This is a genomic window from Rhodopseudomonas sp. (assembly GCF_048594845.1).
In the GTDB taxonomy this organism is placed as follows: domain Bacteria; phylum Pseudomonadota; class Alphaproteobacteria; order Rhizobiales; family Xanthobacteraceae; genus Rhodopseudomonas.
Genome location: NZ_JBMDXE010000084.1, coordinates 1 through 11,950 on the forward strand (window position 1 = coordinate 1; position 11,950 = coordinate 11,950).

An 11,950-nucleotide genomic window follows, 5' to 3' on the forward strand; every position below is an offset into this window, starting at 1 on the left:
GCGCTCACCCGTTACGCACGACGATCGTCCGGGCCGTATCGGCCACATGGACGCCGTCCTGATTGGTGACCGCGGTCTCGACCACGATCAACGTCATCGCGCCGCCCTTCTTGTCGGCGACGCTGGCGACGCCGGACTGAAAGGTCAGCGTGTCGCCGACCACCACGGGGGCGTGGTAGGTGAAGCTCTGCTCACCGTGCAGCACCTTGCCGAGATCGATATCGAGCGCGGTGAGAAACTCGAACGGCTTCTCGTTGTCGAGCATCTCCAGGCAGAACAGATAGGTTGGTGGGATCGGGATGCCCTTGTAGCCGGCGGCTTTGGCCGCGGCGGCATCGCGATACACGGAATTGGACTCGCCCAGCGTCTCGAAGAAGTAGCGCAGACGCCCGGGCTCGACAGCGGCTGTCACCGGCGTGAACCGGTGACCGATGGCGGATTGATCGACCATGGCGACGCTCAGGCGCGTTCGTACAGCGTGACGACGCAGGCGCCGCCGAGGCCGAGATTGTGCTGCAGCGCGCGCCTGGCGCCGTCGACCTGGGTGGCTTCCGCGGTGCCGCGCAGCTGGCGCGTCAATTCGTAGCACTGCGCGAGGCCGGTGGCGCCGAGCGGATGGCCCTTCGACAGCAGGCCGCCGGACGGATTGGTGACGAACTTGCCGCCATAGGTGTTGTCGCCGTCGTCGATGAACTTCTCGGCGCCGCCTTCGGGGCAGAGGCCGAGCGCCTCGTAGGTGATCAGCTCGTTGTGGGCGAAGCAGTCGTGCAGCTCGACGACGTCGATGTCGCTCGGGCCGACGCCGGCCTGCTCGTAGACCTTGTTGGCCGCCGCGCGCGCCATGTCATAGCCGACCACGCGCATCATATCACCGGCATCGAAGGTCGAAGACGTGTCGGTGGTCATCGCCTGCGCGGCGATGCGAACCTTGGTGTCGAGGCCGTGCTTCTTGGCGAAGGCTTCGGACACCAGCACGGCGGCCGCGCCGCCGCAGGTCGGCGGACAGGCCATCAGCCGCGTCATCACGCCCGGCCAGATCACCTGGTCGTTCAGCACGTCGTCGGCCGAGACCTCCTTGCGGAACAGCGCCAGCGGGTTCTTCGCTGCGTGGCGGCTCGCCTTGGCGCGCACCTTGGCGAAGGACGATAGCGGCGTGCCGTGCTTCTGCATGTGGCTGAGGCCGGCGCCGCCGAAATAGCGCAGCGCCAGCGGAATGCCGGGCGCATCGATCAGGCGATCGGCGGCCGCGTCGAAATCCTCGAACGCGCTGGGGCGGTCAGCGAACACGGTACCGAGCGCACCCGGCTTCATCTGCTCGAAGCCGAGCGCCAACACGCAATCCGCCGCGCCCGAGGCGATCGCCTGCCGCGCCAGATACAAAGCGGTCGAGCCGGTGGAGCAGTTGTTGTTGACGTTGACGATCGGCACGCCGGTCATGCCGACCTGATACAGCGCGCGCTGGCCGCAGGTGGAGTCGCCGTAGACGTAGCCGACGAAGGCCTGCTCGATGGCGTCGTAGCCGATGCCGGCGTCGCTGAGCGCGCGGCGCGCCGCCTCGGCGCCCATCAGATGATAGGGCTCGCTCGCACCCGGCTTCATGAACGGGATCATGCCGACGCCGGCGACGTAAACGGGGGACGCCATCTGTTTTCTCCCAATCTTACTCGTTGGACTTTTTCTTACCCGTGAGTAATATAAGCCGTCGGCACCGGAGTCAATCGGCGCCGCTTCACGGATGCATGATGGACGGACGCGCCGCCACCGATCAGACCTCGCCCTGGATGCCATTCGAAAACCGCCGCCGCGCCCGCGACGAAAAGCGCGAGGCGGTGCTGCGCACGGCCGTGCAATTATTTCTCGAGCAGGGCTATCATCGCGCCACGCTCAACGAAGTCGCCGAGCGGCTGAACATCACCAAGCCGGCGCTGTACAACTACTTCCGCAGCAAGGAGGACATTCTGTTCGAATGCTGGGCGCTGGGGCAGGAGCAGGTCGACGGCTTCATCGCCGCGATCGACCGCAGCCGGCAAAACGGCCTCGGCAAGCTGCGCGCGCTGGTGCACTCCTATGCGGAGACGATGGCGACCGATTTCGGCGCCAGCCTGGTGCGGTTCGATCCGCGCGATCTTAGCCCGAGCAACGCCAAGATCGTGCGGGCCGCCAAGCGCGGCATCGATCAGACGTTCCGGCGCTACATCGCCGAGGGCATCGCCGATGGCTCGATCAAGCCGTGCGACCCGAAGATGGCGGCATTCGCGATCGCCGGCTCGCTCAACTGGATCGGACACTGGTATCAGCGCGGCGGCGACCTGACGCCGGACGCGATCGCCGACGATTTCGCCGAGCGCCTGACCGAAGGACTTGCAACCGCAAGATCGAACAAGCCGCGGCCGAAAGAACCAACTACCAAGACCAGGAAGAGCGCCGCCAAGGCGCCGACCCCACGCAAGAAGAAGTAATCCAAGAAGAAAGACACCCAGGGAGGACTGAATGAATATCACTCACGGCCTGCGGCGCGCGCTGCAGATCAACGCGGACGGCCTCGCCACCGTGTTCAACGGGCGCAAGCGCAACTGGCGCGAGGTCGGCGACCGCGTCGCGCGGCTCGCAAGCGGGCTGCGCGCACTTGGCGTCGGCGAAGGCGAACGCGTCGCCATCCTGTCGATGAATTCCGACCGCTATCTGGAAATGTATCTGGCTGCGGGCTGGTGCGGCGGCGTGATCGTGCCGCTCAACATCCGCTGGAGCGCGCTGGAGAACGAAGACGCGCTGAAAGACTGCCGCGCCGTGGCCCTGGTGGTGGACAAGGCGTTCGCCGCGACCGGCGCCGCGCTGGCGAAAGCCATCCCGAGCATGGCCTTGATCTATGCGGACGACGGCGACGTGCCGGAGGGCATGCGCAGCTACGAGGACATCATCTCGGCGCATGAGCCGATTCCGGACGCGATGCGCAAGGCCGACGATCTCGCCGGCATCTTCTACACCGGCGGCACCACCGGCCGCTCTAAGGGCGTGATGCTGAGCCACGGCAACCTGATGGCCAACGCGCTCAATGCGCTCGGCGAAGGCCTCTTCCCCGGCACCTCGGTGTATCTGCACGCCGCGCCGATGTTCCACCTCGCGAACGGCGCGGCGATGTATTCGCTGCTGCTGTCGGGCGGCTCCAACGTGATGGTGCCTTCGTTCACGCCGGAAGGCGTGATGCAGGCGATGCAGGACGAGCGCGTCACTGACGTGCTGCTGGTGCCGACCATGATCCAGATGTTCGTCGACCACCCGGCGCTGAAGAACTACGACCTGTCGTCGTTGAAGAACATCGTCTATGGCGCCTCGCCGATCAGCGAGGCCGTGTTGGCCCGCGCCAGCGCTGCGCTGCCCCACGTGCAGTTCACCCAGGCCTACGGCATGACGGAGTTGTCGCCGATTGCCACGCTGCTGCACTGGAAGGAGCATATCGGCGAAGGCAAGGCCAAGGGGCGCCAGCGCGCCGCCGGCCGTGCGACGCTCGGCTGCGAGGTGCGCATCGTCGATGCCGACGACAAGCCGGTGCCGTATGGCACGGTCGGCGAGATCTGCGTGCGCGGCGACAACGTGATGATGGGCTATTGGGAGCGCCCGGAAGAAACCGCGCGGGCGCTGGCCGGCGGCTGGATGCACACCGGCGACGGCGGCTACATGGACGAGCACGGCTTCGTTTACGTGGTCGACCGCGTCAAGGACATGATCATCTCGGGCGGCGAGAACGTGTACTCGGTCGAGGTCGAGAACGCGGTGGCGCAACATCCGGCGGTGGCGCAATGCGCCGTGATCGGCATCCCGCACGACGCCTGGGGCGAGCAGGTCCACGCCGTGGTGGTCACCAAGGCCGGCGCCAGCGTGACGGCGGACGAACTGATCGCGCACTGCAAGGCACTGATCGCCGGCTACAAGTGCCCGCGCAGCGTCGAGATCACCGAGACGCCGCTGCCGCTGTCCGGCGCCGGCAAGATCCTCAAGCGCGAACTGCGCCAGCCCTACTGGGACAATCGCGAACGCAGGGTGAGCTAAGCCTCACACGATCTCTACAGCATCGGCCGGAGTTGAAACTGGCCGATGCTGCGGAATCGATCGCCCGGGGAGTCCTGCCGACACACGGCGATGCGATCGATCGCCAGCGTATCAAGTTCAAGCTTAGCGAACTGCTCGCGCAGCCGGCCGAGCAACTGCTGCTGCCGGTCGGGCGGCAGCGATCCGGTCAGCGTCATGTGGAAGCGGAACTCCTCCTTGACGTAAGGATAGCCCCACTGGTCGAGATACTGCACCTGACGCGGCGACAGTTGCGCCGGCTTGCGGCGGGCGCGGTCTTCGGCCGAAAGCGGCGCGCGAAAACTGTCGAAGCTACGGACGCAGTCGGCCGCGAGCTGTGAGAGCTCCTCCGATGCATCGGCCGGCACCAGCGCGATGAAGCTGCCGATCGCCTGCACGGCCGGCTTGATCACCGGAATCGCGCGCGGCGTCTCCGCAAAGGTCGCGCAGGCCCACAGCAACTCGGCCTCGGTAAGCCCGGGCGCCAGCGCAGTCGGCGCCTTCAGCGTGGCGTGGAAGCCGTACTTGCGTGGGTCCGTGGTGATGTCGACCAAATCCGGGACGGCGCTCAGCATGTCGGGCGGAAACGGCACGTCGTCGCCCGAGACCACGTCGTAGCCCAGCAGCGCCGCGCCGAAGCGATCGAGCGCGCTGCCCGGCGGCGGCAGATAATAGATGGCGTAGCGGGGGAAATTCGACATCGTCTGCAGCATAACCCCGTGTCAGGCCGCCGCAACCGCCGCGGACCGCACCTTGTGCGACATCACGAAGCGCTCCGGCTCGTCGATATGCACCAGCCGCCCGCCGGCGATTGCCGCGACCAGCCGCGGCCGCAGCGCGACGCGATCGTCGACGATCAGGATATCGGCGCGCTTGCCGGCGCCGAGCACACCGCGATCGGACAGGCCCGCGGCGCGCGCCGGCCCCTCCGAGATCAGCTTCCAGGCCTGCGGCAGCGGCAGGATGCCGTCGTGCACCAGCCGGAACGCCGCCAGCAGCGGTGCCGGATAGTAATAGTCGGACGCTAACACCGAACACAGCCCCTTGGCGATCATGTCGGCCGCCTTGGTCCAGCCGGTATGGCTGCCGCCGCGCACCACGTTGGGCGCGCCGAACACGATGAAGTCACCCGCTGCCGCTGCATCGCGCGCGGTCTCTTCGGTGGTCGGGAATTCAGCGATGCGGACGCCGAGCGCCCGATAGTCCTGACGCATCTGCGGCGTATCGTCGTCATGCGACAGCATCGGCAGCCCGGCCTCGCGGGCGCAGGCGGCGAGCCGCGCGATGGAGTCCGGCACTTCCGCGGTGCGTGAGGCGACGCGCTCGACCAGACGATCGAACTCCTCGCCCGACAGCCCGGTGCGCTCGACCATGCGGCTGCGGCGGTGCGGGCGCGATAGATCGCGCAGCGTCGAGTCCATATGATCGTTGAAGGCGAACAGATCGACGCGGCGCTCGGCGATCCACTGCGCGATCTCGTCCACCGCGTCGAGGTTGAAGGTCTCGTGACGCAGATGGATGCGGGTATCGACCGCGAGCCGCGGCCGCGTCAGGTCGATGGCGTCGAGCATGCGGCGGGCATTGGCGGCGCTGCGCAGGCCCGGCTCCCACGACCAGGTGACGGCGTGGAACATCGTGGTGATGCCGTTGGCGATCGCCTGGCGGTCGCTGTCCGCCAGCGCGACGTCGATCGGAAAGTCGACGCCAGGCCGCGGCATCATCTGGCGCTCGAAGGCGTCGCCGTGCAGATCGACGATGCCTGGCAGCACCAGCAAGCCGGCGGCATTGATCCGCATCGCGACGTGGCCGCTGCTCGCGCCGGCGCTGTCGATCGCCCCGCCGACCACCGTCAGCGAGGTCTCGCTAAAGTCGTCGTTCAGCAGCACCCGGCCGCCTTCGATCAGGATATCGGTCATCTCGTTCTCCCGTTGCGGCGCGTCAGGCGGGCACAGTGGCTTCGTATTGGTCGAGAAACGCCTCGACCGGCAGCTTGCGGAAATCCGGCAACGCGCGGCGTAGCGTCTCGTGGTCCCAGTCCCACCATGCCAGATTCACCAGGCGATCCGCGACCTCTTCGGAAAACCGTCGCTTGATCACGCGCGCCGGATTTCCCGCCACGATAGTGTAGGCCGGCACGTCGCGCGTGACGATCGCGCCGGCCGCGATCACCGCGCCGGTGCCGATGTTGCGGCCGGGCAGCACGATGGCGCCGTGGCCGATCCAGACGTCGTGGCCGATGCTGACGTGATAGGCGCGGCGCCAGTCGAAGAACTCGGCATCGTCCTCTTCGCCCGGGAAGTACGCACTGGCCCGATAGGTGAAATGCGCCTGGGTGGCGCGATGCATCGGATGATTGCCGGGGTTGATCCGGGTCATCGCCGCGATCGAGCAGAACTTGCCGATGCTGGTGTAGGTGATCTGCGAGTCGTTCACCACGTACGAATAGTCGTCCATCGTCACTTCGTGCAGGATGGTGCGCGCGCCGACTTCGCAATAAGCACCGAGCTTGGTGTCGTGCAGGCGGGCGGAGGGATCGACGGTGGGTTCGACCGAGAGCGATTTTGCGACCATGAGTTCCGTCACGTGATGAGTGGGGGAACAGGTTCTTCCGCGCACTCGATGACGGCGTCGTGACGTGGCGATGACACACGCGAACTGTGCACAAGGTCCCAACTACGCGACTGTCATATGCCTGCAAAATACCAGCGTTAGCGATAGAGCAACCATTTCCTGGAGCCGCGCATGCTGGTCGTTGAAGGTCTCACCTGTTGCTTCGGCAGCAAGGCTGCCGTGGACAATGCGTCGTTCTCGGTCGAGCGCGGCAGCTTCGTCGGCGTCATCGGCCGCTCCGGCGCCGGCAAGTCGACGCTGCTTAGGATGCTGAACCGCCTCGCCGACCCGACCGAGGGCCGCATCCTGTTCGAAGGCACCGACGTCACCGCGCTGCAGGGCCGCGAACTACGCCAGTGGCGCGCCCGCTCGGCGATGATCTTCCAGCAGTTCAACCTGGTCGGCCGGCTCGACGTGATGACTAACGTGCTGATGGGCCGCCTCGCTCATGTTCCGGCTTGGCGCTCGCTGGCCCAGGCCTGGCCCGAAAAGGACCGCGCGCTGGCGATGTCGGCGCTCGATCAGTTCGATATCGCGCCGCTCGCCGCGCAGCGCGCCGATCAGCTCTCCGGCGGCCAGCAGCAGCGTGTCGCGATCGCCCGCGCGCTGGTGCAGGAGCCCGATCTGATCCTCGCCGACGAACCGATCGCCTCGCTCGACCCGCGCAACACCAAGGTGGTGATGGACGCCCTGCTGCGCATCAACAAGCACTTCGGCATCACCGTGCTGTGCAATCTGCACTCGCTCGATCTCGCCCGCAGCTATTGCGACCGGCTGATCGGCATGGCGAATGGCCGCATCGTGTTCGACGACGTGCCGGCGGCGCTGACCGACAGCATCGCCCGCGAACTCTACGACCTCGAGGCCAACGAGGTGATGGGCACCGCGCCGGTTCATGCCCCGGCGAAGGGCCTCATTCCCGAACTCGGCAGCGTCGCGGCCTAACGCCGCACGCGCCCGAACCGGAAGCCCGCGACCCACGCGGGTCCAAACACGTATCAACCGACAGGGATGTCACGATGACCATCGATCGCCGATCCATTCTGCTTGCCGCCGCCACGCTGGCGTTCACGGCCTCCACCGCATTGGCGCAGGACTACAAGGCGAAGTATCCGGAGCTGACCTTCGCGGTTGTACCCGCCGAGAACGCCTCAGGCGTCACCGAGCGCTGGACGCCGTTCGTCGCCTACCTGTCGAAGGAACTCGGCGTGAAGGTGAACCTGCGCATCGCCAACGACTACGCGGCGGTGATCGAAGGCCAGCGCGCCGGCAACATCCAGCTCGCCAGCTACGGCTCGGCGTCGTTCGCCCGCGCCCGCCTCACCGGCGTCAAGACCGACGCCTTCGCCAACGACATCAACGCCGACGGCTCGACCGGCTACTACTCGGTGTTCTTCGTCAAGGCCGCCAGCCCCTACAAGTCGATCGACGAACTCAAGGGCAAGAACCTCGGCCTGGTCGATCCGAACTCGACCTCCGGCAACAACGTGCCGCGCTTCGAACTCGACAAGATGGGCATCTCGGACGCCGAGGCCTATTTCGGCAAGGTGGTGTTCACCGGCAGCCACGAGAACGCCGTGCTGGCGCTGGCGCAGGGCACCGTCGACGTCGCCGCCAATCAGTGGACCAACGAGGACGACTCGACGCTGCAGCAGATGCTGCACAAGGGCATGCTGAAGAATGCCGACGGCAGCGCCATGAAGAAGGACGACTTCCGCATCATCCACAAGTCGGCTCCGATCATCAACGGCCCCTACGCCTACAACTCCGACCTGCCGGAAGACCTCAAGACGGCGATCGCCAAGGCCTTCATGGACGCGCCGACCAAGGACAAGGCCGCGTTCGATCGTCTGTCGGACGGCCAGAAGAAGGGCTTCCACGCCGCCACCACCAAGGATTGGGACGGCACCATCGAGCTGATCAAGTTCGTCGACGCCCTGCGTAAGAAGAAGGCGTCCTGAGTTTCATCTCGTCCACCGGGCCGGATCCTTCGGGATCCGGCCTTGTTTTTTGCCCAACGAGAGCCCTCCCCGCATGGCCCTGGCCGTATCGCTGCTCCCCGAGTCTCAGCTCGACGCGCTCAACGCGGCCTATCAGAACTCGATCGCGAGGCGGCGCTGGCGCACGCTCGTCGGCTTCGCCATCGCGTTGGCCGCGCTGGCACTCGCCGCGGTCGGCGCCGAGGTCGATCTCGGCACGTTCTTCGGCAAGATCGGCAATTTCTTCAGCTATTTCGATCGCATCTTCCGGCTCGACAGCGGCGCGCGGGTTTGGACCGACCCGGCCGAATGGTTCTGGGGCTGGCGTAAATGGCTGGGGCTGCTCGGCGAGACGCTGCTGATCAGCTATGTCGGCACGCTCGCCGGTGCCGTGCTGGCGGTGCTGCTGAACTTTTTCGCCGCCCGCAACACCGCGCCGCAGCCGTGGCTGCTGTTCGTGATCCGCCGCTTCCTCGAAATCTGCCGCACGGTGCCGGACATCGTGTTCGCGCTGGTGTTCGTGATCGCGTTCGGGCTCGGCCCGATGGCCGGCGTGCTGGCGATCGCGATTCATTCCACCGGTGCGCTCGGCAAGCTATTTTCGGAGATCGTCGAAAACGTCGACATGAAGCCGGTCGAGGGCGTGCGCTCCACTGGCGCCGGCTGGATCGCCTGCATGCGTTTCGCCGTGCTGCCGCAGGTGATCTCAGGCTTCGCCAGCTACGCGCTGCTGCGGTTCGAGATCAACGTCCGCGGCGCCTCGGTGATGCGCTTCGTCGGCGCCGGCGGCATCGGCCAGGAACTGATCGTGTCGATCCGCAAATTCTACTATTCCGACGTCAGCGCGATTCTGCTGCTGATCATCGTCACCGTGTTCGTCATCGACATCTCCACCGGCTGGATTCGCGGCCGCCTGACCGGAGGCCGGGCATGACCGCGCGCGCGCAGACCGACCTTGCGGATCTGAAGGCGCGTCACCCGCATCTGTTCGAGCGCCCCGCCGCGGCGCGGCTCGGGGTGCCGACGATCGCACTGGCGGCGCTGGCGCTGTTCATCTACGGCCTGGTCGAACTGGATTTCTCGCCCCAGCGGATCATCGCCGGGCTCAGCCAGCTCGGCTGGTTCGCGCTGCTGATGATCCCGCCGGACCCGGGCTCGTCGCTGCCGGCTTATCTCTCGGCCATGGGCGAGACGCTGTCGATCGCGCTGCTCGGCACCACGCTCGCGGCGTTGATGGCGCTGCCGGTCAGCCTGCTCGCGGCGCGCAACATCATCCCGACGCAGCTGATCCGCTTTCCGGTGCGCCGTTTTCTCGACGGCGTGCGCGGCATCGATACGCTGATCTGGGCGCTGGTGTGGATCAACGTCGTCGGCCTCGGCCCGTTCGCCGGCGTGCTGGCGATCGCGGTGTCGGACTTCGGCGCGTTCGGCAAGCTGTTCTCCGAGGCGATCGAGACCGCCGACCGCAAACAGGTCGAGGGCGTCCGCGCCTCCGGCGGATCGCCGCTGCACGAGATCCGCTTCGGCCTGATGCCGCAGGTGCTGCCGGTGATCGCCGGCCAAGTGCTGTACTTCATCGAATCCAACACCCGCTCCGCCACCATCATCGGCATCGTCGGCGCCGGCGGCATCGGCCTGCAACTCGCCGAACAGATCCGCGTGCTGGAATGGCAGAAGGTGTCGTTCCTGATTTTGATGATCCTGGTCGCCGTCGCGGCGATCGACTGGATCTCGACGCGGCTGCGGTTTGCGATCATCGGGAAACCGGCGATCGCGTAGCCTAGCTTGCACGCTTGCGCTGAGAGCACATCGTCCGCCCCACTGACAGCTGTCATCCTCCGCGCATGCGGAGGATCCAGTATTCCAGAGCGCTCGCGTTCAGAACTGACGCTCTGGAATACTGGGTCGCCCGCCTGCGCGGGCGATGACGACGGATGTGGGGCGGCGCTGTGCCTCACGACTCATGTCGGCGACAACCCGCCCGACTACTCCGTATCCACCACAAACTGCACCCGCTCCGCCGCGAACCGGGCGCGGATCGCTAATAGCGGGCGGCCTTTGCCGTCGACGTCGAGGCCTTCGACGATCAGCACCGGCCGGCCGATGCCGAGATCGAGTCGGGCGGCATCGCCGGCGTCGGCGATTGCGGCGGTGATCCGGGTCGAGGCGCGGCGATAGTCGCGGATGCCGTGCTGCGCCAGTACTTTGGTCATCGAGCCGAAGCGGCGATACAGTTCCTCCGCATCAGGGAAACGCTCGGCCGACATCCAGGTGCTGCCGACGCAGATCGGCGCGCGGTCGGCGAGCCGCAATCCGTCGATCCGGATCAGCGGCGCCCCGATGGAAAGATCTAGCTCGCGCGCCAGCTCGCGCGTCGCCTCTTCGCGATGAGCAGACAGCAATTGCCCACGCGGCTCGCGCCCGCCGGCGCCGACGATTTCAGAAAACCGCGTGCGCGAGCGCAGCGGATAGGCGATGCGCGCCGTCTCGACATAGGTGCCGCTGCCACGCTCGGCACGCACCAGTCCGCGCTCGGCGAGCGCCGCCAGCGCACGGCGCACGGTGTGGCGATTGACGCGGTGCGACTGCGCGAGTTCGACCTCGCCGGGCAGCTTTTCGCCGGCCGGATAGCCGCCCTGGGCGATCTCGCGCTCGATTGAATCCGCCACCTTGCGCCACAAAGTAACGCCGGAATCCGGCTGCAGTGTCGACATCCCGTCCTTCGCTTCGATCATGCGCCCGCTTCGCCTTTCACGGCCTCGTCATCAAAAGGTCATGGCCCGCCGGTATGAAGTTGTCTAATATCACAGACAACTTCGGATAGGCTAGAGGCAAGATGGCGACGCCCTTCGAAACCAGCACGCAGACCCGGCAGGCCGCGATGGCCGTGCTGGTTCATGCCCGCACTGACGACATCGCGGCGCGCCTCGCGGCGATCGAGTTGCCCGCGAGCGAAGCGTTACGCGAGCCGGAGAACGGCCTGGTGATGGTGCGCGGCCGCGTCGGCGGCGACGGCGCGCCGTTCAATCTCGGTGAAGCGACGGTGACGCGCGCCGCAGTGCGGCTCGCCAGCGGCGAGTGCGGCTTCGGCTACACGCTGGGCCGTGACAAGGAGAAGGCGCGGCTGATCGCGCTGTGCGACGCGCTGATCCAGCGCCGCGACACCGCGGCGGCGGTCGAGAGCAACGTGCTGGCGCCGCTGCGCGCCGAGCAGGCCGCGGAGCGCCGGCGCAAGGCCGAGCAGACGGCCGCCACCAAGGTCGATTTCTACACGATGGTGCGAGGCGAGGGCTGAC

The 11,950-nt window shown here is 66.7% G+C and carries 13 protein-coding genes; 7 read left to right on the forward strand and 6 right to left on the reverse strand.

Features of this window, described 5'->3' with window-relative positions; translation table 11 throughout:
* Positions 1–4: 4 nt before the first annotated feature.
* A complete protein-coding gene (locus ACOJTD_RS04960; protein WP_420131821.1) occupies positions 5–451 on the reverse strand; it encodes a MaoC family dehydratase N-terminal domain-containing protein in 447 nt (148 codons plus the stop codon).
* Positions 452–459: 8 nt separating this feature from the next.
* The gene (locus ACOJTD_RS04965; protein WP_420131822.1) at positions 460–1,644 is read right to left on the reverse strand and encodes a lipid-transfer protein; all 1,185 of its coding nucleotides are present in this window, start codon (positions 1,642–1,644) and stop codon (positions 460–462) included.
* 98 nt (positions 1,645–1,742) lie between these two features.
* Here ACOJTD_RS04965 and ACOJTD_RS04970 point away from each other — a divergent pair, with 98 nt between their 5' ends.
* Entirely contained in the window at positions 1,743–2,459 is a 717-nt protein-coding gene (locus tag ACOJTD_RS04970) for a TetR/AcrR family transcriptional regulator (RefSeq protein ID WP_420131823.1), read from the forward strand.
* Positions 2,460–2,490: 31 nt separating this feature from the next.
* Positions 2,491–4,047 (forward strand): acyl-CoA synthetase, encoded by a 1,557-nt coding sequence (locus tag ACOJTD_RS04975; RefSeq protein WP_420131824.1) that lies wholly within the window; start codon positions 2,491–2,493, stop codon positions 4,045–4,047.
* Between the two features lie 14 nt (positions 4,048–4,061).
* On the opposite strand, the gene ACOJTD_RS04980 is transcribed toward ACOJTD_RS04975, so the two are convergent.
* Genes ACOJTD_RS04980 through ACOJTD_RS04990 form a run of 3 tightly spaced genes read right to left on the reverse strand, consistent with a single transcriptional unit; the run spans position 4,062 to position 6,636 of the window.
* On the reverse strand, positions 4,062–4,766 hold the full coding sequence (locus ACOJTD_RS04980; protein ID WP_420131825.1) for a DUF1045 domain-containing protein: 705 nt from the start codon (positions 4,764–4,766) through the stop codon (positions 4,062–4,064).
* 21 nt (positions 4,767–4,787) lie between these two features.
* The gene (locus tag ACOJTD_RS04985; RefSeq protein WP_420131826.1) at positions 4,788–5,981 is read right to left on the reverse strand and encodes an alpha-D-ribose 1-methylphosphonate 5-triphosphate diphosphatase; all 1,194 of its coding nucleotides are present in this window, start codon (positions 5,979–5,981) and stop codon (positions 4,788–4,790) included.
* 22 nt (positions 5,982–6,003) lie between these two features.
* A complete protein-coding gene (locus ACOJTD_RS04990) occupies positions 6,004–6,636 on the reverse strand; it encodes a chloramphenicol acetyltransferase (RefSeq protein WP_420131827.1) in 633 nt (210 codons plus the stop codon).
* 171 nt (positions 6,637–6,807) lie between these two features.
* On the opposite strand from ACOJTD_RS04990, the gene phnC reads away from it, so the two are divergent.
* The 4 genes from phnC to phnE (ACOJTD_RS05010) all read left to right on the forward strand — a co-directional run bounded on the left by phnC (position 6,808) and on the right by phnE (ACOJTD_RS05010) (position 10,433).
* Positions 6,808–7,620: a phosphonate ABC transporter ATP-binding protein gene (phnC, locus tag ACOJTD_RS04995; RefSeq protein ID WP_420131828.1), complete on the forward strand. Its 813-nt coding sequence runs from the start codon at positions 6,808–6,810 to the stop codon at positions 7,618–7,620.
* 74 nt (positions 7,621–7,694) lie between these two features.
* Positions 7,695–8,636: a phosphonate ABC transporter substrate-binding protein gene (gene phnD / locus ACOJTD_RS05000; RefSeq protein WP_420131829.1), complete on the forward strand. Its 942-nt coding sequence runs from the start codon at positions 7,695–7,697 to the stop codon at positions 8,634–8,636.
* A 73-nt stretch (positions 8,637–8,709) separates the two neighbouring features.
* Complete coding sequence (gene phnE / locus ACOJTD_RS05005) at positions 8,710–9,588, forward strand: phosphonate ABC transporter, permease protein PhnE (RefSeq protein WP_420131830.1); 879 nt, start codon at positions 8,710–8,712, stop codon at positions 9,586–9,588.
* Positions 9,585–10,433, forward strand: a complete 849-nt coding sequence (phnE, locus tag ACOJTD_RS05010; RefSeq protein WP_420131831.1) for a phosphonate ABC transporter, permease protein PhnE — start codon at positions 9,585–9,587, stop codon at positions 10,431–10,433. Before phnE (ACOJTD_RS05005) ends, phnE (ACOJTD_RS05010) begins: the two co-directional genes overlap by 4 nt.
* A gap of 206 nt (positions 10,434–10,639) precedes the next feature.
* Here the strand turns inward: phnE (ACOJTD_RS05010) and phnF are convergent, their stop codons facing one another.
* Positions 10,640–11,368 (reverse strand): phosphonate metabolism transcriptional regulator PhnF, encoded by a 729-nt coding sequence (phnF, locus tag ACOJTD_RS05015; RefSeq protein ID WP_420131852.1) that lies wholly within the window; start codon positions 11,366–11,368, stop codon positions 10,640–10,642.
* 122 nt (positions 11,369–11,490) lie between these two features.
* Here phnF and phnG point away from each other — a divergent pair, with 122 nt between their 5' ends.
* Entirely contained in the window at positions 11,491–11,949 is a 459-nt protein-coding gene (phnG, locus tag ACOJTD_RS05020) for a phosphonate C-P lyase system protein PhnG (protein WP_420131832.1), read from the forward strand.
* Position 11,950 lies beyond the last annotated feature (1 nt).